A 23,390-nucleotide genomic window follows, 5' to 3' on the forward strand; every position below is an offset into this window, starting at 1 on the left:
CCGTTGCTGAACGAAACCATTCGAATCGGTTGCTCGAATGCAACGATACGGAGAGTCGACGATGATCTCGGGTAAAGCAATGTTGAGAGAGATCCTTTCGCGATGTGTGATGCTGTTCGGCATCGACCATATCGTTCGCGTGTTGCTATGGCGCGATCGAGTGGCGATCCTGCTCTACCACGACCCCGATCCGGCGACGCTGGATCGGCACCTCACCTACCTGAAAACCATCTGCGATCTCGTGCCGCTCGACGCACGCGGTTTGCCGGGGAACGGGCGTCCGCGCGCGGCCATCACGTTTGACGACGGACTGGCGGGGAATGCCCGCCTGCTGCCGATCTTCATCAAGCACCAGGTGCGGCCGACGATTTTCCTGTGCAGCCGCATTGTCTGCCGGCCGCGCAGACACTGGTGGTTGCATCCCGCCGCGGAGCGGCTTGGCGTCGAGCGCCTGAAGCGCCTCGCGAACGATCAACGCCTCGCCGAGCTACGTGTGCACGGCTTTGACCAGGATGGCGACGACGAGCCGACAGGGCTGAACCTGCAACAGCTCGAAGCGATGCGCCCATTCGTGGATTTTCAGGCGCATACGCGCTTTCACCCGATACTGACGCGCTGCGGCGACAGCGAATGCAAAGCGGAAATCATCGAATCCCGGCGTGAAGTCGAGGCGTTGACCGGCAACCGTTGCGAACACTTCGCCTATCCGAACGGCAATTACGGCAAGCGGGAAATCAATCTGCTGAAGGCGGCGGGGTACAAGAGCGCGCGAACCTGCGATGTCGGCTGGAACGATCACCGTAGCGACGCGTTTCGTCTGAAAACCATCATCATCGACGATCGCGCATCGCTCCGGTGGTTCATCTGCAATTTGACGGGCATCCCGCCGTTTTTGGGTTATCTGCGCAAGGGCGGCGGTTTGCGCGGGCATTTTCCCCAGTTCTGATCCGGCCGCGACCCTGTCGATACGCGAGCGCGCGCCGATATGGAACGTGCAATGTGCGCTGGTGAACATACACGGCGCCGGCCGATGACAGACTACGGATATCGCAAGACGAACGACGTCGCTTGCGGATATTTCGGATTTCGAAAGAGTCGTGCGTAAGGAGTATTCGACATGATTGCCCGACAGCTTGAAATGGGGACGATCGATGCCAGCGATGAAACCGGCGGTTCGTCTCCGAAGGAGATGATGCGTTTCGTCATCGACAACATCTGGACCGTCATCCTCATCACCGCGGCGGTGACGATCGCGGCGAGCCTTTACTGCGTGTTCGCCACGCGCGTTTACTCCGCCGATGCGATTCTGCAGGTCGATCGATCGAATTCCGGCGGGCTGAGCATCGCTGCGCAGCCGACCGCGCAGACCCAGCAGCAGCCAGCCACGCCCATGGCGCAGCTGAGCCAGACCGAAATACAAATCATCCGCAGCCGCTCGGTGCTGACGCCGATCATCGAGCAATACCGGTTGTTCGTGTCCGTTACGCCGCGCACAGTCCCGGTGCTCGGCCAGATTGCCGAGCGATTTGCGACGCCCGGCCAGCTCGCCGCGCCCTGGCTGGGACTGAGCGACTACGGCTGGGGCGGAGAACGAGCCGATATTGCCGTCCTGGATGTGCCGGCCAGTCTCGAGAGCAAGGACCTGCAATTGATCGCGCTGCAACATGGCGGCTATCGCCTTGCCGATCCGAATGGACGGGTGCTGGTGGAAGGGACGGTGGGCAAGGAGGCGACCGGCAATGGCGTGCGGATCCGGATTACGCAACTGGTGGCGCACTCGGGGATGCGCTTCGGCGTCGTCCGTTATAACGACATCGACGCCATGCAGCGCTTCTTGCGCGATCTGCGGGTGAGCGAGCAGGGCGCGGATACCGGCCTCATCAAGGTTTCCTACGAGAGTGCCGACCCCGCGCGTGCCACCGCGGTCGCCAACGATATCGCGCAGAACTACATGGCCTCGCATATTGCATACCGTCAGGACGAGGCCACCCGGATGCTGGCCTTCGTCAACGGCGAGCTGCCGCGCCTGCGTACCGAGATGAAGGAGGCGGAAGACAAGCTCACCAAGCATCAGGCGACGACCGCTTCGCTGCAGCCGGCCAGCGAGAGCCAGGTCTACCTGCAAGGGATCATGGACTTCGACCGACAGATCGCGACGCTCTCGATTCAGCGCACGCAAATGCTCGAGCGTTTCACGACGGAGAGCGCGCAAGTCCGGACTATCGATCAGCAGCTCGGCCAGCTCAACATGGCGAAGCGCAATTTCGAGGCCCGCTTTGCCAGCATGCCTGCCGCCGCGCGCCAGTCGGCCGATCTGACACGCGATGCGAAAGTGGCCGAGCAGATCTACGTGGCAATGGTCGGCAAGGCAAACGAGTTGTCGGTCACGCGTGCCGGCACGATCGGCAACGCGCACATTCTCGATGCCGCCGTGCGACCCGCGGCGCCGATCAAGCCGCAGAGCGCCTTCATCATCCCCATCGGCGGCGTGCTGGGGCTCATGTGCGGCGTGTTGTTCGTCACCGTCCCGCGCCGGTTCTCGTCGAAGATCGAGGATCCGGTTGCCGTCGAGCGGCGCTTCCGGCTATCCGGTCTGGGCGTGATCCCGTTCAGCGAAGAACAGGTCAGGCTCTCGCGTTGCCTGCAGCAGGTCGATGCAACGCAACGCGAGCCGGATGCGTGCGGCGATGCGTCGGCTCCCCGTATTCCGGACGGACGTGCAGGCGTCCCGGATGAAGCCGCGCCGCCGGTGTGCGACTTGCGCGCCACGCTGCTGGCGATGCGGTGCCCTCAGGATGTGTCGGTCGAGGCGCTGCGCTGCGTGCGCACCGCGGTCGTCAGCGAGATGGCGGACGTGCCCAGCAAGGTGCTGGTGATCACGAGCCCGACGCCGTCGACTGGCAAGAGCTTCGTCGCGTCCAACCTTGCCGTGCTCCTGGCGGAAACGGGCAGTCGGGTGCTGTTGATCGACGCCGACTTGCGGCGCGGCAATCTCGCCGCTCGCTTCGGGCAGCCGCGCGCATGCGGTCTTGCCGATCTGCTGGCCGGGCACATCGAAGCACGTCAGGCGATTCGGCCGATCATCGACGACAGGTTGTCGTTCATCTCGACGGGGCCGTATACCGCCAATCCGTCGGTATTGCTGTCGACGCCGCGGATGAACGAATTGCTGAACGAGTTCCGTGCCAGTTTCGACTTCGTCATCGTCGATTCGCCGCCGGTGCTGGCCGTCAGCGATGCGTCGATGGCAGCGGGCAGCGCCGACGCGACGATTCTCGTGCTGCGTGCCAACGTGCAGACCGAGCGCGAGATCGAGGAAACGCTGAGCCGGCTCGAGCGGGCAGGCGCGCGGGTGATCGGCCCGGTGTTCAATGCCGTCGCGATCCGGCGCAGCGACAAGCGCCTTTACCAATACACGAGCGCCTATATCGCCGACGAGCCGGCCAGGTGGCAAATCAACTAACGACGTCGCCGGCGCCCCGAGGGCGCCGGTGAAAACACTATCCGACACCATTCGAGCTGCTTGCCGTGGTCTACATCACGCTCATCGCGCTGCTTTTCAGCATCACGAACTTCATCCCGGTCAGTGCGATCGGCTTCGCGCCGATTTGCCTCTGCGCGTGGCGCTTGTTCGACCGGCGTTATCCGCCGTTCGTGACCTGCTTGTCCGTCTTCGGGCTGTTGGCGTTGGGCTCGACGCTGCTTTACGACCCGCAAGCATTGCTGTCGTACGATTTCTACCGCCACGACGGCAACTTCTTCGTGTCCTATGCGCCGATTCTTGCCGGTTGCCTGTATTCGCATGATCTGGATCTCGACAAGGCGCTGAGACGCTTCTTCGTGTTTGCCGTGCTCGCGAACCTGCCGCCCTATGCCGTCTATGTCGCGCAAAACGGCCTGTTGGCGATATTTTCGAACGCCAACGACTCGTTCGGCAGCTACTTCATTGCCCGTAACGCCGCCGGCGGTTTCCTCGCGATGCTGTTCTGTCTCGGCTTGGCCTGCTACGTGAAGCGCCACGACAAGCTCGTGCTCGGGTTGCTCGTCCTCAACGCGATGTTCGTGTTTTCCACCTACAGTCGCGGATCGATGCTGGGGATGGCGACCGCAATCGCGTATCTATTGCTGGGCCGCAAGCGCTGGTTGGTGGCGGTGCTGATGGCCGCGGCAGTGGCGTTCTCCTTCGGCGCGGCCTGGAACCACACGCAATCGGCAGTCGACTACATGGCCCACGAGCACACGGTGCGGGATGTGGACGCGAAAACGGCCAACGTGGACGTGCGCTTCGGATGGCTGTGGCCGCGGGCATTGGCGTATTTCGAGGCAAGCCCGATCATCGGGATGGGTGTCGGGTCGTTCGACGACGAAGTGCATGACGTCGTGAACTATTTCGGTGTGGTCGGCCAGCCGCGGGACGTCACCGTGCTCCATACCGATGCGCATGCACACAATTCCTACCTGCATATCGCCGCGGAGCTGGGCGTGATCGGTCTCGCGCTGATGCTCGCCTTCTATTGGCATCTCGTCAAATGGGCAGTGGAAGGCGCCGCATCGACGCTGCCTGCGCGCCGCAGCAGTGTCGGCGCGTATACGTTCGTCGAGTTGTCATCGGTGTGCCTGCTCGCGATGGGCACGACGGAGCACCGCCTGACCACGCCGTCGAATGTCCTGATTCTTGCGCTGGTCGTGTCGTTGCTGCTGTCGTGGCGCGTGCGGCGCGCGGGTGGGGCAGCAAAAGTGGCGCGTGCCGCTCCGCGCGGCGTGGCGCTTACGGCAGCGGCGTCACGACGAGATAGCCAAGGCACGGGCACGGTTTGTCGTCAGCGCCGGGTCGCGGCTCCGGTACGTAGAAGCTGATCGAGAGGTGACCGCCGGCCCAGGACGACACGAGACGCGGTTCCGGAATCGGCGTGCCGAGGATGGCATCGACGTAATCGATGCGAAACCGGCCCGAGGCCGGTGCCGGCAGGCCGTCGACCGAAAGCCATCTGCGCCCTGGCGTACCGCCGACCTGGAACACGATGCTGTCGCCGGAGATCAGCGCGTTGCCCGACAGTTCGGGGCTGAATTCGATCCGGTGATGAAACGCTGCGAGCGGGCCCGACAGGACGGATTTGAGCGTGATCAGCGAGCGCCCGGACGCGTTATAGACGCGCGTCGACCCGCGATGCGTGAGCCGGTACGGCTCGCTGCCGTCCCAGTGATAGATCATCGACACGTACTTGTCGGGGTCGTCCCAATTCCGGTCGAGCGCCCACGCGGCAAGATCGAAAAAGTACGTGGGCAGGTAATTCGGATTGTCGATGTAGGTATCGCCCATCTCGGTCTGCCACAAGCCGCGCACCTTGCCGGTGGCGACGTAGCGCTGGTAAAGCCGGTCGAGGCTGTCGAGGCCGAGATAATGGACGTCGAGATAGTCGACCCAATCGAGCATTCGCGCGTGAGCGGTAGGGCTGGTGTATTCGAGCCAGCGCATGTAGTTGTCGAGGCCGCCCTGGTCGGGCCAGCCGCCGTAGACGACGTACGCGTGATACTTGCGGATGATTCTGGCGGCCGGTATGTGAATCCGCTCGACATAGTCGCGCATCGCGTCGGGGTACGGGCGGGCCAGCGCCGGATTGCGGTTGTTGCCCGGTCCATGCCAGAACGACGCTTGAGGCGAGCCGCCCGAAAGCGGGCCCGCCGCCTCGTTCCAGATCTGGAAGTACTTGACGTTGTACGGCGGGGCCGAATACTTCTTCACGACGGCCTCGACATACCGTTCCCACACCGCGACGTCCTTCGGCGCGGAAAACCCGTCTCCGGGCACGGACGCATTCCATGCGGGGGTATAGCCGACGAACAGCAGGGATTTGATGCCGTTGCGATTGTTGCGCAACAGGATCGGCGGCAATTCCGCGCCGTAGCTCGGGCCGGTCCGGTCAATATCGATCCGGCCGTCGTGCGGGCCGGGCTGACCCGGGCCGACGGAATCGCGTCCCCAGCGAAGGCCCATGCGTTGCCAGTACGGAATATCTTCGTCCGAGCCCGACCATCCATTGGCGCCGATCAGCTCCGTGATCCGGTGTCGCGCCGGCGACGTGCGCGGCGCAGGATTCGTATCGGTGCCGCTCCATGCCGGCAGCGCGTTTCCCAGTATCGCCAGCGCAAACGCAACGCACGCGCCGCGCGCCGCGCGCGTCATTTCAATGGGACGGCACATGGGCGTGCGCTCCGTTCGCGACTGGATCGCGCGCTTCGGGGAGCAGTTCGGTGTTCGGCTCGCCGAGCGACAAATGACGCATCACCTCGCACGCGTAACGCGACTTCGTGTACAAGCCCACGTCGTACGACAGCTGCGCGTTCGCGAGATGATCGGCGAGCGCATCGAGTGCTGCCGTGAGGCTGGCCGGGTTCGCCGAGTATTTGATCTTGTTGCCGATTTCGTCACCGAAGGTCGACATGCTGCCGAGATCATGAACGAGGATCGGCATGCCGAGCGCGGCCGCTTCGACGATCACCAGCGGCGCGTTCTCGCCGCAAATCGACGGGAGCACCAGCGCGTCGAGCCCGCGCGCACGCGGAAACAGCTCGGCGTGCGGCAGACTGCCCGCAAACGACACACGTCCTGCGTCGATCAGCGAAGCGTACTGGCTTTCCAGCCGGCGTCTGTCGGGACCGTCGCCGAACAGCGTGATGCACCGCACGCCGTGAAATTGCGTGGCCGCCAGCAGCTCGAGGAACTGGCCGATGCCCTTTTCCGCCGAAATTCGCCCGATGAACGCGAGTTGCAGGCCTGAATCGCGTCGGCCGGCGCGCCGTGGATGACATTCCGGAATCGCGACGGGGTTGGGAAAGAACACGCTGTTCGTGATGCCGCGCCGGCGCAACGCTTCGCGCATGAACACGCTCGGGCACAGGAACAGATCGAAGGCGCTGCGCGGATCGGTCAGCCGGTCCATGGCCAGCCAGTGCATTTTCCTGAGCGTGTCGTAGACGAAGCCGCGCGGGCTCGAGCGCGTCATCAGCGGACGCAGCGTGCCGATATCATCGAGCGCGACCGGCACCACGCGCCCGCGTGGGTAATAGAGCATCAGCGGGTTATGAAACACGAGGTGGTAGTCGTGGCAGGTCAGGTAGGTCCTGTAGCCGAACCGCTGCCTGTTTCGCCTGATCACGCCGAGAATCGACGAAGACATGTAGCCGTGATAGTTGTGGACCCAGATGCGATCCGGCATGAACCGCTGAATCGTCCTGTCCAGCGCCAGCGCGGCACGAATGTTCCATACGGGATGGGCAGCCAGGCTCACCTCCGCGACATCGCCCTTGTCGAATTTCTCGACCACGACTTCGGGCATCTCCCGCAACGTCTCCACCGACAATCGATAGACCTGCTCGGCCCCGCCGAAGGCATCGTAGTCGTTCACGATCAGCACGCGCTTGCTTTGCATAAGAGGCCTCGGAGCGTGCCGTTCCGCCACAGGATCAGGACGCGATGATTGCGGCGCGCATCGCGATGGATGAATGGAATGGCTTCGATCCGGAACGGATCGATTTCGAGTGGTGCCGCCATTGATTCACGAATACGCGCCGGATTTTCCCGATCCACTTCTCAGCATGCGGTATGCCAGCAGTGAAAGAAACGAGGCGTGCCAAGGGTAAGCACGACGAGGCGGCATTTTTGAATGCCCAATTCGATGAAAAACGTTGCAGGAGTGAATCGTCGGCGCGTGGAACCAGCGCGTGGCGGGCATCCGTGGTTTCAAGAGAGAAACATTGCGCGGGTTAACGGCGCGATCGCTCGTTCGTTGATCGTATGAATTTCGCCCGCCCGATTCGATATGAACATTTCGATTAATTAAAAGGAGCCGTCCACAGACACTTTGCGGAATTACGGTATTTCTTTGTGGGTTTCATAACAGAGCACGCGTGCTTCCTTCAGTACGATCGGTCATGAATCGGGGTGGCGGGCGACAGACGCCGAGTAGCGAAGGGACGGGGGCCAGCGGCCATTTCCAGTCCTCGGTCGGTGCTGTCGTCATAAGCGGAAGGACCGGCTACGTCGGCGGTTTCGTGGCACGACCGTCGCGGTGGCTGCAATGCTGGGGGAAGCTGAAATGCCTGGATATTTCCACAGAGCGATCGACGTCACGTTGATCGTGTTGGGCGCGGTCGGAACATCCCGTGTCGGTATGGCCGACATCGGAAGTCCACCCCGACTGGATCCCTCGTTGGTCGCATTCGTCGCCGCGCTTGCGCTGTCGGTATTCCCCGCGTGCGGCGCCTACTCGGCGCGATGCACGAAGTCGCTCGCAAGCGCGATCAGCCGCACGACGCTCGCGTGGTTCGTCGTGCAGCTGTGCGGCCTCGTATTGCTGTTCATGATTCATCGCAGCGCGCCGCCGTTGTTGCCGTGGTTCATCTACTGGACGCTGGTGAGCGGGATTTCGCTTCTCGTTTCACATACGGCCGCCCTCGTTGCATTGTCTGTCGCGCGGCCGGCCTGGCTCGGGCATTGGCAGACGGAACATGGCTACGGCATCGGCGGCGCCGCCCCGGCGTCGGCCGGCGAAGCGCGCCCGTCCGTGCCGGCGCGGTACATCGTGAAGCGCTGTTTCGACGTGATCGGCGGTGCGTTGCTGATCGTCGTGCTGTCGCCGCTGCTGATCACGCTGATGGTCGTCGTATGGTGCGACGGCGGGCCGGCGTTCTACGGACACGTTCGCGTCGGGCAGCATGGGCGCAAATTTCGATGCATGAAGTTCCGCTCGATGGTCGTGAACGCGGACCAGATGCTCAAGCAACTTCTGGAAACCGATCCTGAGGCTCGCGCCGAGTGGGAGAGTGGCTTCAAGCTCAAGAACGATGTCCGCGTGACGCGTATCGGCCGCTTTCTGCGCCGCACGAGCCTGGACGAGCTGCCGCAGCTCTGGAACGTGATGCGCGGAGAGATGAGTCTGGTGGGGCCGCGGCCGATCGTCGATGAAGAGCTCGCGCGTTACGGCGCCGACGTCAAGTACTACCTGCAGGTCAGGCCCGGCATGACGGGGCTTTGGCAGGTCAGCGGCCGCAGCAATACCGACTATGCGACGCGCGTGTCGCTGGATGTGGACTATGTGAAGAACTGGTCGGTCCTTCGGGACGTGGTGATCCTGTTCAAGACGATCAGGGTGGTCGTCAAGGGCCACGGCGCGTACTGATCACCCGGGCGCGATCCCGTCGCCGGGATCGATTACCTCACGCACATACTGAAGAGATGTCGACATGGCTCATGTGATGCAAAGCGATACGGCCGTCAGCGATTCAACGCGCTTCGGCAGGGTGGCGATCGTGCACGACTGGCTGACGACGTATGCCGGATCCGAACGCGTGCTGGAGCAGATCATCCGGATCTGGCCTGACGCGGACTTGTTCAGCATCGTCGACTTCTTCCCGGAAGAGCATCGCGCCGCGCTGGGCGGCAAGCATGCGAAGACCTCGTTCATCCAGCATCTGCCTCGGGCGAGAAGGGCTTTTCGCACGTACTTGCCGCTCATGCCGCTGGCCGTCGAACAGTTCGATCTCTCCGCGTACGATCTCGTGATTTCGTCGAGCCATGCGGTTGCGAAGGGGGTCATTACCGGGCCCGACCAGGTTCATGTCAGCTACGTGCATTCGCCTATCCGCTACGCGTGGGATCTTCAGCACCAGTACCTGATGCAGGCCGGTGTGACGAAGGGGCCGAAGAGCTGGCTCGCACGCAGCGTGCTGCATTACATGCGGATCTGGGATCAGCGCACCGCGCATGGTGTCGATGCGTTCGTCGCGAACTCGGAATTTATCGGCCGCCGGATTCGCAAGATCTATGGAGCCGGCTCGACGGTCGTGTATCCGCCGGTAGACGTCGATCGTTTCGACCTCGGCACAAACCGTGAGGATTTCTATCTGATCGCGTCGCGGATGGTGCCGTACAAGCGTATCCCGCTGATCGTCGAGGCGTTCGCGAGCCTCCCCAATCGACGTCTGGTCGTCGTCGGCGACGGGCCCGACTTCAAGCGGGCGAAGGCGCTGGCGGGGCCGAACGTCACGTTGCTCGGGTATCAGCCGACACCAGTGCTGATCGACCTGATGCGGCGCACGCGCGCGTTCGTGTTCGCCGCGGAAGAGGATTTCGGCATCACGCTGGTGGAGGCGCAGGCCTGCGGCGCGCCGGTCATCGCGTACGGCCGGGGCGGGGCGCTCGAAACGGTCATCGAGTCGCAGGATCCGAACTACGGCACGGGCCTGTTTTTCATGCAGCAGAGCGTGCCGGCGATCGTCGATGCGATCACGCGCTTCGAAGCGCATGAGCCGATGCGTCCGGAGGTGTGTCGCGGCAATGCGGTTCGCTTTACCGCCGAGCGCTTCAGAGCCGAGTTTCTGCAGGTCGTCGAGAACGCCATATGCGAGGCGCGCGCGCGATGTTCGCCACACGGTGCATTCGAGGGAGCATGAATTGATCGCACAGATCGCAGCGTGGCGGAGCCGCCTGTCCCGGCTTCACCCCGACCATCTGCGGATCGCGCGGGGCGCGATCTGGATTTCGACGTTTGTCTTGCTCGGCAAAGTCGCGGCCGCGCTGCGGGAAATGGCGATCGCCTACCACTACGGCATCAGCCCGGTCGTCGATGCCTACCAGCTCACGTTCAACCTGATTACATTTCTGCCGGCGGCATTCGTCGTCGGGCTTCAGATCATGCTGGTACCCACGCTGGTCGGACTACGCACGCAGCCCGTACGCGAGCAGGCCCGCTTTCTGGGCGAATTGCAGATGGTGGCGCTCGTGTTCGGCAGCGTCTGCGCAACGGCGTTGCTGGTTGCGTGGCCCTGGATGCTCGGACTGTTCGAGCGCAACCTGTCCGGCCAGACGCGCGAGATGTCTCGCGCGATGATGATGACGATGAGCCCGATCGGCATCCTGATGATGACGATCTGCGTGTTCGCGGCGCGCCTGCAGGCGCGCGAGCGCCACATCAACACGTTGCTGGAAGCGCTGCCTGCCGTCGTGGTGCTGCTCTTCCTGATCGTCTGGCAGCAAGGGAATTCGCCCGCGCCGCTGATGTGGGGCACGACGATCGGCTTCCTGCTGCAAGCGGCGTGGCTCGCCGCGCTGGCGCGCGCCACCGACGGTGTGCAAACCCGCTTCTTTTTTTCGCTGCGATCGCCGCAATGGTCGCGCAACTATCGCACGGTCGGCATGTTCATGCTGTGTCAGCTCGTGTTGAGCCTTGCGGTGCCCCTCGATCAGTATTTCGTCGCAGGCCTCGGCGATGGCGCGATCGCGACGCTCTCCTATTCGGGCCGGCTGATTGCGCTGCTCGAGGGCGTCGGCGCGATGGCCATCGGCCGCGCGACATTGCCGGTGTTCTCGGACATCCAGAGCAACGGCGAGCCGGCGAGGGCACGCGAGATGGCGCTCAAGTGGTCGTTCCTGATGCTGGGCGTTGGCGTGCTGGTGACGGCGATCGTCTGGCCGCTCGCGCCGATCGTCATCAAGCTGATCTTTCAACACGGCGCGTTCACGGATGCGGACACGGCCACCGTCGCCCATCTGGTGCGCTGGAGTCTCGTGAAGTTGCCGTTCTATTTCGCACAACTGGTGCTGCTGCAGCTGTTCGCGAGCGAAGGGCGCCTGAAGGCATTGGCCGGCATGGCCATCGTGTGCTTCATCGTCAAGGCGCTCGCCAATGTCGTGTTGATCCAGTGGCTCGGCATCGTCGGTATCGTGCTCGCATCGGCGGCATCCGCCGCGAGCGCGTTCGCCTACCATCTCTCGCTCATGGGTTGGGATCGGCACGTTCGAACGGTGACCCGGAGCGGGAAACGAAAGGCATGATCGTCGTCCGTTCATTGCGCGGCCGTGGAGCGGTGGCGGCGACCTGATGAACCACGCGTGTCGCGAATCGAACGTCCAGTGTGTCGTTACGCACGGTCTGCAAAATCGATGCGACTTAGAGTGAATGCATGAAAGGGCGGGCGCGATCGTCCGGAAAGCATCGCGCGTCCGAATGCGCTTCAGTCGCGGGAGACAGCGGCGCGTTCCTCGACAGCGGAGCGATACCATGTCATCACTGCAAGTAGAGACGTGCGACATCGACGAAGGCCGGCAGCCGGAGTGCGGTCCGGTCGTCGATCAGTCGACGGCGCCGGTGCGTACGCGCATTCTGCCGGTCATTCTGGCCGGCGGTTCGGGCACACGCCTATGGCCGGTTTCGCGCGAGCATTATCCGAAGCAACTGATCGATGTCGTCGGCTCGGATTCGTTGCTGCAAGCCACCGCAACGCGAATGACCGATCTCCCGGCCGGCTGGCAGGTGTCGGGCTCGCCTGTCGTCGTGTGCGGCGCCGACCTTCAATTCCTGATCGCCGAGCAACTGCGCGCGGGCGGGATCGACGCGCGGTTCATCGTCGAGCCCGTGCGGCGGGATACCGCGCCCGCGTTGACACTGGCGGCCTCGTTTGCATGCGCGGCCGGCGACGACGCGATCCTGGTCGTCATGCCGTCCGACCAGTTGATCAAGGACACGCCGGCGCTCAAGCGGGCCGTTGCCCTGGCCGCCCGCCATGCGGAAGCGGGAGCGATCGCGACGCTCGGTGTGCCGCCGACCCATGCCGCGACTGCTTTCGGGTACATCTGCGTCGGTGCCGCGATTGGCGACGGCGCGCACCGGATCGAGCGGTTCGTCGAGAAGCCATCGGCGGAGCGCGCGGCCGAGTACCTCGCGGCGGGCGGCTACTGGTGGAACAGCGGCATCTTCGTGTTGCGCGCGTCGGTCTGGCTCGCGACGTTGCAACGGCTGCAGCCGGACATGCACGAGTCGTGTCTTGCTGCGTTCGTCGCCGGCGCGTCCAGCGGCAGCGTCTTCAATCCCGAGCCCGGCGCGTTCGCCCGCGTTGACGCGAACTCGATCGACTATGCGGTCATGGAGCGCATCGGCATGCCCGAATCGGAGTGCGACGGGGTTGTCGTACCGCTCGACGCCGGCTGGTCGGATCTCGGTTCGTGGGATGGCGTGTGGGACGCGCTCGACAAGGACGATTGCGGCAATGTGGGACGCGGACGCGTCATGTTCGAAGGCGCGGCTTCCACGTACGCTCATTCGAACGGACGCCTCGTGGCATGCGTGGGTACCACCAATGTCGTCGTGGTGGAAACGGCCGATGCGGTGCTCGTGGCCGACCGGGCGCACGTGCAGGACGTGAAGCGGCTCGTGGCGCGCATCAAGGCGGAGCGGGCGCCCGAGGCCGATTCGCATCGCAAGGTGCATCGCCCCTGGGGCTTCTATGATTCGATCGATCGCGGCGAGCGTTTTCAGGTGAAGCATATCGTCGTGTCGCCGGGTGGGCGGCTGTCGTTGCAGATGCATCACCACCGTGCGGAGCATTGGGTCGTCGTGCGTGGCACCGCGCTCGTCACGCGCGGTGACGAGCAGCTGCTGCTCACCGAAAACGAGTCGGCCTTCATCCCGGTCGGCGTGCGTCACCGGCTCGAGAATCCGGGCAAAGTCCCGCTCGAGATCATCGAGGTTCAATCGGGCACGTATCTGGGCGAAGACGACATCGTTCGTTTCGACGACAGCTATGGCCGCTGCGACCCGCACACGTGATGCCGGATGAAGCGCGTGCGACGTCCGCCGTATCGGCGTCGCACGCCTTGTCGTGGTGCCGGGCCTGCCGCGCCTGCCGGGGCCCCGGTTCGTCGCGGCATGGCACGGCATGGCAACGCCGCGCCGACGCGCGTTCGCGGCGCGGCCCACCGCTGCCGCATTTCGCATGCGGGTTAGAGAGAGGGGCTGTGCAACGGTGTGAGGCCGCAAACCGCTTCGCCCTCCGGCCGCCCGACCGTACCTGCGTCGGGCACGGCCGCGCGGTGCCGATGCGGCAACAAGCGGTCGAACTCCCGCTTGACGAGTCCATAGCATTCGCAGGCGTTCGCTTCGAGACCGTTGCGATCCAGCACCCGGATATGGCCGCGGCGATGGAGGATGAGGCCTTCGCGATGCAGCTTTCCGGCCGCTTCGGTGACGCCCTCGCGCCGCACGCCGAGCATTTCCGAGATCAGTTGCTGGGTGACCGCCAGTTCGTACGAGTCGACCCGGTCGACCTCGATCAGCAGCCACCGGCAAAGTTGCTTGTTCAATGAATGGTGCCGGTTGCACGCGGCCATCTGCGCGATCTGGGTGAGCAGTGCGTGCATGTAGAGCAGCATCAGGCGCTGCATGCGCTCGGATCGCGCGAAATGGAGCCGGAGCGCCTGCGCGCTCATTCGATACGCGAAACCGGCGTACTGCACCTGGACGCGGTTCGGCATCGCTTCGCCGCCGGTCAGGACGGGCACGCCGGTCATGCCTTCGCGGCCGACTGCGGCAACCTCGACGGAGCCGCCATTTTCCATCATGTAGAGGATGGAGATGACTGCGGTGGTCGGGAAGTAGACGTGATGGATCCGCTGCCCCGAGTCATATAGCAACTGTTCCGCGCGCAAACGAACGAGTTCGAGGTGGGGGGCGAGCGCTTGCCATTCATCGTATGGCAGTGCGCTGAGGAGGTGGTTGCCGTGAAGATCCGATTGCAGCGCCAACATGTCAAGTTCTCCATCCGAAGCCGCATGTGACGCAGCTTGTTGCATCCGCATCCGGTTCGCACGGCTAGCCCTGATCCGCCGGATGAACGGCGAGCAGGGGCAGTACCGTGTCGATTCAACGCTATGCGGCCCCGATGCAGATGCTCAATTTATCGAGCAAGTGGCTAGGTTTAAAGCTAGAAACATGCCAATCGAACGGAAAGCAAGCGCTGATATGGTGCAACGAGTTGTCCGTGCCAGCGCTTGCGGGAATACGTACACCGACGATTGCGTTGTGTTTCAATTTCGAACGCCATTTTCCGGCGAGCGGCGCGGCGATCTTCCCAACGATTCAACCGAGGTGGTTGATTCGATTGGGTTTCCATGGCGAAGACCCGCGTACGTCCGCTGCGCATCGCACGTCAGGCGGCTGCATCTGCAGCAAATCGGCATCCGGCCGGGATCGAATTGTTTCAGAAGTGTTCACGGTGGTTTCCCTATGGCGGACCGCAGGATTCGATGTGCGGTAGGCGAGCGCCGGGTGCCTGTGCGTGAACCGCGGTCTGTCCCGATAATTCCATGGCTTTGATGGGCACGCTGCTGAATTCCGCCGTGAGCCGCAGATTGGCCCAGCCGGCCACCCTCACGATAAGCGGCGGCGCACAACGACGCTGATTGGACTGCCGACAGGACACCGTGCATCAGAAAAACTCTGGCAGTTTTTGCAGATGCGTTGTCATCTTCCAAAAATTCAGACTGGCTGAATGTGGATAAAGTACGCATCACGGAGACGCTTCAAAGCACCGGAGTGCCAGCTTCCCCTGCTTCGAGCCGGTAGCCAATGATGCAACCATCGAGCGCAGTTCAGCGCCATTGACGGTTTGCCGACAGATCCACAGTAAGGTCCCATCAGATTGAGGAGTCAATCATCATGAAGCTTGTCCTTTCGAAGGTTGCAAAGGCAATCGTGTCCGCGTGCGCCATTCAGAAGACCGACGTCATGGTCTGCAATTCGGCGGGACAGGAGATCCCGTACGTCATGTTGTTCACCATGTATGGCTTCGTCTGAGCGCGGAGCCACGCCTTTACAAGGAAGGAGATTCTCATGCGCACGACAATCGCAGCGATACTCTGCTTCGTCACGTGCTTCCCGTTGGCCGCAAGCGCCGATGTAGTCGATGCGGTCGATGCGGGCTGCGCCGCGGCAGGGGTCACAAGTGGAAAGACGCGCGCCGAGGTGCGGGCCGAACTCGTTCAGGCAGAACGCGACGGCTGGATTCCGACTCACTCGCGCAGGCAGCGGACCTATCCGCCCGATATGGCGCAGGCTCGCCGGAATCGGGATGTCCGTGATGCAGGCGCCGGCGCGACGCCATCCTTGCAGGCGTCGAACCGGCAACCTTGAGCAATGACCGTGGCGTCTGCATGCCGGCGCCGACATATCGCCGCATCGTCGTGTGCACTCCAGCGCGAGCAACGCTCAGAATTTGTGTCGTATAGCGAGCCGATAAACCATCTGGTGGTTATTCGATGAATCTCCGGATCCGCCGATGTTGGCGACCGCCGGCGCGCCCGTCGACGATGTGCCGGAAGCGCGTTGCCAGCCGCCCGAGAAGTACACGTCGGTACGCTTCGACAGCAGATAGTCCAGCGTGAACGCCACCTGACTGTAGTGCTGATTGCCGACGGAATTGCCTTGTGCCGTCGTGACGCTGCGCGCTTTCATGTAGTCATACGCGACGCCGACGAAAAAGGCCGGCGTGACACGGTAGTTCAAACCGATGTCATAGTTGTTGAAGATGGCCGTACCGTTCTGGAACGACGCACCGAGATTGGCGTATTGAACATTCGAATACGACGCGCTGATCGTCGCGTTTCCGATCGTGTAGGCCGCCGCGATGACGGCGTCCTGATAGGCTTGCGCGACCTGATAAGCCGAGTTCAGGGAAGAGGCCAGCAGATTGAAGCCGCTTGCATAGTTGGTGAACCATCCGTTACCTGGTGTCGATGTCGGGTGTTTGAAGTAATCGAACGCCGCGCCGATCTGAAGCGGACCATGTGTGTAGCCGACTCCAAGCGAATAGCCCGACGTCGAAGTGAAGTCGCCGGGCACGCCGCCGAGGCTATATTCGACGCCAAAGGAGAAGCCGTGGAAGTCCGGGCTCATGTAGCGCACCGAGTTGTTGAATCGCACGCTGTTACTGGTGTTGTCGAAATCTCCCGGATGCGCGCTCGCCAGGTCGCCAACCGCCGCGGCACCGGCAAGAAACTCGGGGAAATACCACACCATGTCGTATTGACGGCCGACGGTGAGAGAACCGTAAGCGTCGCTGCTCAGTCCGACGAAAGCTTGCCGGCCGAACGCCGTGCCGCCCTGGGCAAGTTGTCCGTTATTCACGTTGATGCCGGACTCGAGCGTAAAAATCGCCTTGAGACCGCCTCCCAGATCTTCCTTGCCGGTCAGCCCCCAGCGACTGCCGTCGATACCGTTCAGCGAGTCCATGTAGACGGCTTTGCCGCCGCCTACGTTGGTCTGGTAATGAATACCGTTGTCGATCTCGCCATAGAGCGTGACGCTGCTTTGGCTATGCGCGACGGAACTGGCCAACCCCACGAGCGAGCCGACAATGATTTCGATTTTTTTGGTTTTCATGAGATCTCCGCAATTCAAAGGCAATACAAAAAAACAGTTCTCCTGACGTTCATCGATTCAGCGAGCGGTACGGGTCAGGCGGAAAAGGATTTCTTCAGGCCGCTCTTCGTCAGGCCATAGCAAGCGCCCATCAGGGCCACGCAAGCCGCGGCAATGAGTATTGGCGCTGCTGCGACGCGAAACATCGCGTCGACGGTCCAGTTGTTCGCGTACAGGACACCCGCGAGGTAGGTGCCGCCCGCGGCGCCGAGCCGACCGAATCCATAGGCCCATGCGACGCCCGGCGCGCGCAATTCCGGGCTGTAGAAGAGCGTGCACAACGCGATCGCGCAGGTTTGTCCGCCGCTGATGCAAAAGCCGCAAAAGAAGATCGTCGTGAGTAAAGCGAGATGCGATGAGCCGATTGCTATCGAGATCGCGTACATCGACACGGCGCCGCCGACGTAGACCGCGGACAGGATTCTGTAGGGGCTCGTGCGATCCATGATGGGTCCCATCAGCAGACTGGCCACCATGCCGCCGATGATCACGGTGATGGTCGCCCAGACCACGAGCGCGGGTGGGAACGAGATGGACGCGAGAACGGTCGGCAGCCAGCTTTGCAGAAAATAGAAAGCTGCCAGGTTGATCGCGAATACGGCCCACAGCAGGAATGTCCCCACGCGGAATCGTGCGGAGAACAATCCGAGCACACTTGCGTCCGCCGGCTTCTCCTCGTGAGTAACCAGTTCGCTGTCCGATTGCAGCGTGAAATCGGGAAAGAGGCGCTTGGTTAAACGAAGCAATTCGGCCGGCTCCGCATTTGCCGACAGGTAGGCCACGGATTCCGGCAGCAGCGGGATAAGCAACACCGTCAAGCCCAGTGCCGCGAGCCCGCCCAGCCACAGTGGACCTTCCCAGCCAAACCGCGGGATCAACGCGCTACTGCAGAGGCCCGCGAAGATAAACCCCAGCGCATATCCCAAGTAGACGAGAATGACGAAAGTCGCGCGGGTTCTCTTTGGGCTGAATTCCGAAACGAGGCCCACCGCGCAAGGCGTGGCCGCTCCGAGGCCGATGCCGGTGAGGAACCTCAAGGCGATCAGTTGCGGCACGCTGGTGGCAAAGACGGTCAGCACGGTGAACAGGCCGAAAGCAGTGGTTGCCACGAAAGCGATCTTCTTCGTGCCGAAGCGCCGGGTCGCGAACGGAATGCTGAAGTTACCGATTAGTAGCCCGAAGAAAACTGCTGAAAAAATCGCGCCGAATACCGTCTTGGGCAGTTGCCATTCCTTCGCGAGAACGGGCACGATGAAGCTGATGACCTGGGTGTCGAAGCCATCGAACAGCATGAGCAGCGCACAGAAGGCGACGATGAAATACTGCCTCCTGCCGATTCTGCGACTGTCGATGAGATCGTAGACATTGATTTTCCGTATTTCCATATTGTTCTCCTCGCGTTAAAAGGAAGGGTTTGCTTCGGGTATGGCATCTTTTCTCGTTTAAAGGCGGTGGTGCGATGGTCGAGCGTTCAGCACCAGTAAAACGGGTTTGAATAATCGATATTTAATATGATTAATATCTGCTTAATTGCTGAGGAATGTCCGGTTACGCGAATAGACCGGCGCTGCGGATTCAACCCACGACGGCCTTGCCGTACGGGCAAGGCGCCGCACGCTATGGCGCTGCGCTGTCGTCCGCTCGGTATTGGTATGACAAAAACAATCTGTCTCCATTGATTTATTATTCGTCGCTCCAGATCTCATCGCGTGACGAAATCCGGGTCGCCTGGATCGTGAAGTCATTTTGATTGCACGGAGAAATATTGCCGCAGTTCAGGCAGCATTTCTTATTCTTGTGTTGCCGGAGTGGCGCTCCGTTCGGCCGATTGTGCGGTGAAAGCAGTCAATCGAAGCGTAATTCGCGGTCGGTGGCGCGCTGAACTTCGCGGTGCCGTCCACGTCGATCTGCTCGACGCCATCGTGGCTTTCGTCCGACTCGTGAAGCGTGCACGTGATGTGCCACAGCCCACGCACGAAGCGCAATCGGGTCCCAACCGGACTGCAAGCGCTGATTCCAGGCGTCCGGGAAGGGGAGGTCTCGCGCAATGAAGTCGTGGCGCCATTCCAGCCGGGTATGACGCGACTATGCCGGCTCCTGCATCGCATCAACTTCGCTACAATTTCAACATGTCGCTAAAATGCCGGATATGAACCGTTACGTTAGTCTTCCTGATTTTGCGGATCCCGACGCGATCGATCGGCCGGCGGTAGCGATGCACATGCGCGTCGACGAGTATGCTGCCGAAATTCCGGTTCACAAGCATCTGAAGGGGCAACTGGTGCTGGCGTTGCACGGCGCCGTAACCTGTCGGGTCGCGGGCGCGTTCTGGATCGTCCCGCCGCAATGCGGCGTCTGGATTCCCGGCGAGATGCCGCACAGTAACCATGCCACACCCAATGCCCGGCTTTGCTATCTGTTCGCAGAGCCCGGTATCGTCGACTTGCCGACGGATTGCTGCACGCTGTCCATTTCGCCGATGCTGCGGGAAATGATCCTGCATCTGGCCGGTGCGCCGCTGGACTATGAGCAGGGCGGCCATCTCGACCGGCTTGCACGCGTGCTGTTGCATGAGCTGACGTTGATGCCGGTCGAGCGCCTCTATCTGCCGGTTACGGATCATCCGCGAATCCGGCAGATGGCGGACGCGTTGAACGCCAAGCCCGGCGATCGCAGCACCGTCGCGCAATGGGCCAAGCGTCTCGCCATGAGCGAGCGTTCGCTGGCAAGACTCGTCGTCAGTGAAACAGGGCTGACCTTTGGCCGCTGGCGGCAGCAGTTGCAACTGCTCGTTGCGGTGCGCGAGCTTGCCGGCGGCGCTTCCGTGCAACGCGTGTCGGACGAACTCGGCTACGAGTCGGTAACCGCCTTCATCACCATGTTCAAGAAAGCGCTCGGGCATTCGCCGGGCCGCTATTTCGCCGCGCTGGCTCGCACGCAATCGGAGGTCGTGCTCGCGCCGGCGGCTTCGACCGAGATGGACGACCGAGCGGATGGCCCGGCGGATGCTGTGGCCGATGTGTGAAGCCGCGCGCCTCGGCGCGTCGACGAACGCGTGGCGCGAGCGGCCGCAATCATGCGGCCGGTTCCTTCCTGGTGCCCGTCGTGATGTAACGCGCTTCGAGTTTCGACGCGCCTTTCGCCCCAATTTCCCGCCCGTGACGCCGGGTCCTCCACGCTAGGCCACCCACATCGAATAGAAATGCTGTCGATCACGCATTTCGCAGAAGAGACTGCAGCCGACACCGCGTCGGCGGCCTTTAATACGACCACACATTCTGCGGCATCCCCCGTAATCTTTGCGCACTCGCCACTAAATTCGCATTGCTTTTACGGAGTTGCAAGATGACCGACTTATCGACGGCGACACCCTCGATCCTTTCCCTGGGCCAGACGAAAGTCGACGACGACCCGCTCGAAACCGCCGAATGGCTCGACGCGCTCGATGGCGTGGTTCGGCATGCAGGTGCCGAACGTGCTCAGTACCTGTTCGATCGGCTCGCGGCCCACGCTTCGTCCAACGGTATCGCAACGGCGCGCCTCAATATCACGCCCTACGCGAATACGATTGCCGTCGATCAGCAGCCGCCGTATCCGGGCGACTTCGATATCGAAGAAAAGCTTGCCGCCGCGCTGCGCTGGAATGCGCTGGCCATGGTGGTGCGGGCCAATCGCGCCTACGGTGAGCTCGGCGGGCATATTGCCAGCTATGCGTCGGCGGCCGACCTGTTCGAAGTGGGCTTCAATCATTTCTTTCGTGGCCCGAATGATGCCCACGGTGGCGATCTCGTCTATTTTCAACCTCATTCCGCGCCGGGCGTTTACGCGCGGGCTTACCTCGAAGGCTTTCTCGACGACGCGCATCTCGAGCATTACCGACAGGAAATCACAGGTGCGGGCCTGTGTTCCTACCCGCATCCGTGGCTGATGCCGGACTTCTGGCAGTTCCCGACCGGCTCGATGGGCATTGGGCCGATCAACTCGATCTACCAGGCGCGTTTCATGCGTTATCTGCAGAACCGCGGACTGCAACGCACGGAAGGCCGCAAGGTATGGGGCTATTTCGGCGATGGCGAGATGGATGAACCCGAGGCGATCGGTGCGCTTTCGCTGGCAGCGCGCGAGCGACTCGACAATCTCGTGTTCGTGATCAACTGCAATTTGCAGCGGCTCGACGGACCGGTGCGCGGCAATGGCCGCATCATCGACGAACTCGAAGCGCAGTTCACGGGGGCGGGCTGGAACGTCATCAAGGTGTTGTGGGGTTCGGACTGGGACGCCCTGTTTGCACGTGATCGCACCGGGGCGCTGTTGCGCGCGTTCGCGCACACCGTGGACGGCCAGTTCCAGACCTTTTCCGCCAACGACGGCGCCTACAATCGTGAACGCTTTTTCGGTCAGAACGCCGAACTGGCCGCGCTCGCCGCGCATCTGAGCAACGACGATATCGACCGCCTGCGCCGCGGCGGCCACGATGTGCGCAAATTGCACGCTGCGTACGAAAAGGCGTCGAAACACAGCGGGCAACCTACGGTCATTCTCGCGAAGACGATGAAGGGCTTCGGCATGGGCGCGATCGGCCAGGGGCGCATGACGACACATCAGCAAAAGAAGCTCGACATCGACCAGTTGAAGGCGTTTCGCGACCGCTTTCGCCTGCCACTCTCCGACGACGATGTCGAACAACTCAAGTTCTACAAACCGGACGACAGCAGTGCCGTCATGCAGTATCTGCACGCGCGCCGTGCGGCGCTGGGCGGCTACCTTCCCCGAAGGCGCACATCGGCATCGCACGCGCCGGCCGTGCCCGCGATGTCGTCGTGGGGACGATTCGCGCTCGACACCAACGACAAGGAAATGTCGACCACGATGGCGTTCGTGCGCATGCTCGGCAACCTGTTGAAGGACGCCGAGCTGGGGCCGCGTGTGGTGCCCGTCGTCGCCGACGAGGCGCGGACCTTCGGCATGGCGAATCTGTTCCGGCAAGTCGGCATCTATTCTCCGCTCGGTCAACTGTACGAGCCGGAAGACATGGGTTCGATGCTCTACTACCGTGAAGATACGGGCGGCCAGATTCTGGAAGAGGGCATCTCCGAGGCGGGCGCGGTGTCGTCGTGGATTGCCGCGGCGACGTCATACAGCGTGCACGATCTGACGATGCTGCCGTTTTATATCTACTACTCGATGTTCGGTTTCCAGCGTATCGGCGACCTGATCTGGGCGGCTGCCGACCAGCGCGCGCGCGGTTTCCTGATCGGCGCGACGGCCGGCAAGACGACGCTCGGTGGTGAAGGTCTGCAGCATCAAGACGGCACGAGTCACCTTGCGGCCTCGACGATACCGAACTGCCGTGCGTACGATCCGGCCTTCGCGTACGAAGTGGCGATGATCGTCGACGAAGGCATGCAGGAGATGATCACGCGTCAGCGCGACGTGTTTTACTACATGACGGTCACCAACGAAAACTACGCGCAACGTTCGTTGACTGAAGCGGATGTCGATCGCGTCCGGCGCGGCGTGCTCAAGGGGATGTACGTGCTGGAGCCCGCGCAGGTCGAGATCGCGCAGGTGCAGTTGCTCGGCTCGGGCGCGATTCTCGGTGAAGTCCAGGCCGCGGCACGGATGTTGAAAGACGACTGGAATATCGACGCGGCTGTCTGGAGCGTGACGAGCTTTACCGAATTGCATCGCGACGGCGTGTCCGCGGAGCGCGCGCAGCGGCTGGTGGAGCGCGGCGAGACTGCGGTGCCCTACGTGACGGCGGCCCTGGGCGCCGCGCGTGGGCCGGTGATCGCCGCGACCGACTATGTGCGCGCCGTGCCCGAACTGATCCGCGCGTACGTACCGTCCCGCTATGTCGTGCTCGGCACCGACGGCTTCGGGCGCAGCGATACACGTGCGGCGTTGCGTGCGTTCTTCGAAGTGGACCGTGCGTCGATCGTGATCGCCGCGCTGAAAGCACTCGTCGACGAAGGCCAGCAGGACCCTGACATCGTGCGTCAGGCGATCGACCGATACGGGCGAATCGGAAGCGGGCTGATCGAACCCTGGCTTGTCTAGAACCCGTTGACCGGTGAGCGCCATGAGAGCGGCGCGCGAATCGGCTGCTCGAAGGCCTCGCGCGTCGATCGGTCCATC

The 23,390-nt window shown here is 62.5% G+C and carries 16 protein-coding genes; 11 read left to right on the forward strand and 5 right to left on the reverse strand.

Annotated features, from left to right (window positions below):
- Positions 1 to 61 precede the first annotated feature (61 nt).
- The 3 genes from BAMB_RS32280 (at position 62) to BAMB_RS32290 (ending at position 4,857) form a co-directional block, all read left to right on the forward strand.
- The gene (locus BAMB_RS32280; RefSeq protein WP_082089718.1) at positions 62 to 946 is read left to right on the forward strand and encodes a polysaccharide deacetylase family protein; all 885 of its coding nucleotides are present in this window, start codon (positions 62 to 64) and stop codon (positions 944 to 946) included.
- 171 nt (positions 947 to 1,117) lie between these two features.
- A complete protein-coding gene (locus BAMB_RS32285) occupies positions 1,118 to 3,463 on the forward strand; it encodes a polysaccharide biosynthesis tyrosine autokinase (protein ID WP_011661357.1) in 2,346 nt (781 codons plus the stop codon).
- Between the two features lie 164 nt (positions 3,464 to 3,627).
- On the forward strand, positions 3,628 to 4,857 hold the full coding sequence (locus BAMB_RS32290) for an O-antigen ligase family protein (RefSeq protein ID WP_232625477.1): 1,230 nt from the start codon (positions 3,628 to 3,630) through the stop codon (positions 4,855 to 4,857).
- Here the strand turns inward: BAMB_RS32290 and BAMB_RS32295 are convergent.
- Both BAMB_RS32295 and BAMB_RS32300 read right to left on the reverse strand, forming a co-directional pair.
- Complete coding sequence (locus BAMB_RS32295; RefSeq protein ID WP_011661359.1) at positions 4,769 to 6,202, reverse strand: hypothetical protein; 1,434 nt, start codon at positions 6,200 to 6,202, stop codon at positions 4,769 to 4,771. The two genes, BAMB_RS32290 and BAMB_RS32295, sit on opposite strands and share 89 nt — an antisense overlap.
- A complete protein-coding gene (locus BAMB_RS32300) occupies positions 6,186 to 7,430 on the reverse strand; it encodes a glycosyltransferase family 4 protein (RefSeq protein WP_011661360.1) in 1,245 nt (414 codons plus the stop codon). The genes BAMB_RS32295 and BAMB_RS32300 overlap by 17 nt, the downstream gene beginning before the upstream one ends.
- A 666-nt stretch (positions 7,431 to 8,096) precedes the next feature.
- Here BAMB_RS32300 and BAMB_RS36150 point away from each other — a divergent pair.
- From BAMB_RS36150 to BAMB_RS32320, 4 genes are all read left to right on the forward strand, one after another.
- Positions 8,097 to 9,179 carry a sugar transferase gene (locus BAMB_RS36150; RefSeq protein WP_011661361.1) on the forward strand — a complete coding sequence of 361 codons (1,083 nt, stop codon included), beginning with the start codon at positions 8,097 to 8,099 and terminating at the stop codon, positions 9,177 to 9,179.
- A gap of 64 nt (positions 9,180 to 9,243) precedes the next feature.
- Entirely contained in the window at positions 9,244 to 10,452 is a 1,209-nt protein-coding gene (locus tag BAMB_RS32310) for a glycosyltransferase family 4 protein (protein WP_011661362.1), read from the forward strand.
- A 100-nt stretch (positions 10,453 to 10,552) separates the two neighbouring features.
- A complete protein-coding gene (murJ, locus tag BAMB_RS32315; RefSeq protein WP_227739230.1) occupies positions 10,553 to 11,833 on the forward strand; it encodes a murein biosynthesis integral membrane protein MurJ in 1,281 nt (426 codons plus the stop codon).
- Between the two features lie 226 nt (positions 11,834 to 12,059).
- Positions 12,060 to 13,604, forward strand: a complete 1,545-nt coding sequence (locus BAMB_RS32320; protein WP_011661364.1) for a mannose-1-phosphate guanylyltransferase/mannose-6-phosphate isomerase — start codon at positions 12,060 to 12,062, stop codon at positions 13,602 to 13,604.
- 173 nt (positions 13,605 to 13,777) lie between these two features.
- Here BAMB_RS32320 and BAMB_RS32325 read toward each other — a convergent pair whose 3' ends face one another.
- Positions 13,778 to 14,581, reverse strand: a complete 804-nt coding sequence (locus BAMB_RS32325) for a Crp/Fnr family transcriptional regulator (protein WP_011661365.1) — start codon at positions 14,579 to 14,581, stop codon at positions 13,778 to 13,780.
- A 910-nt stretch (positions 14,582 to 15,491) separates the two neighbouring features.
- On the opposite strand from BAMB_RS32325, the gene BAMB_RS35770 reads away from it, so the two are divergent.
- Together BAMB_RS35770 and BAMB_RS34755 are read left to right on the forward strand one after the other, a co-directional pair.
- Positions 15,492 to 15,629 carry a hypothetical protein gene (locus BAMB_RS35770; RefSeq protein ID WP_158380557.1) on the forward strand — a complete coding sequence of 46 codons (138 nt, stop codon included), beginning with the start codon at positions 15,492 to 15,494 and terminating at the stop codon, positions 15,627 to 15,629.
- Positions 15,630 to 15,665: 36 nt separating this feature from the next.
- Positions 15,666 to 15,965, forward strand: coding sequence for a DUF4148 domain-containing protein (locus tag BAMB_RS34755; RefSeq protein WP_082089704.1), 300 nt, complete (start codon positions 15,666 to 15,668; stop codon positions 15,963 to 15,965).
- Positions 15,966 to 16,040: 75 nt separating this feature from the next.
- Here the strand turns inward: BAMB_RS34755 and BAMB_RS32330 are convergent, their stop codons facing one another.
- Entirely contained in the window at positions 16,041 to 17,213 is a 1,173-nt protein-coding gene (locus tag BAMB_RS32330; RefSeq protein WP_011661368.1) for a porin, read from the reverse strand.
- A gap of 74 nt (positions 17,214 to 17,287) precedes the next feature.
- Entirely contained in the window at positions 17,288 to 18,637 is a 1,350-nt protein-coding gene (locus BAMB_RS32335; protein WP_011661369.1) for an MFS transporter, read from the reverse strand.
- A 764-nt stretch (positions 18,638 to 19,401) separates the two neighbouring features.
- On the opposite strand from BAMB_RS32335, the gene BAMB_RS32340 reads away from it, so the two are divergent.
- Both BAMB_RS32340 and mdeB read left to right on the forward strand, forming a co-directional pair.
- Entirely contained in the window at positions 19,402 to 20,277 is an 876-nt protein-coding gene (locus BAMB_RS32340) for an AraC family transcriptional regulator (RefSeq protein WP_227739225.1), read from the forward strand.
- 320 nt (positions 20,278 to 20,597) lie between these two features.
- A complete protein-coding gene (gene mdeB, locus BAMB_RS32345; RefSeq protein WP_011661371.1) occupies positions 20,598 to 23,312 on the forward strand; it encodes an alpha-ketoglutarate dehydrogenase in 2,715 nt (904 codons plus the stop codon).
- The last annotated feature ends 78 nt before the right edge of the window (positions 23,313 to 23,390 follow it).

The organism is Burkholderia ambifaria AMMD (assembly GCF_000203915.1).
Lineage (GTDB): Bacteria > Pseudomonadota > Gammaproteobacteria > Burkholderiales > Burkholderiaceae > Burkholderia > Burkholderia ambifaria.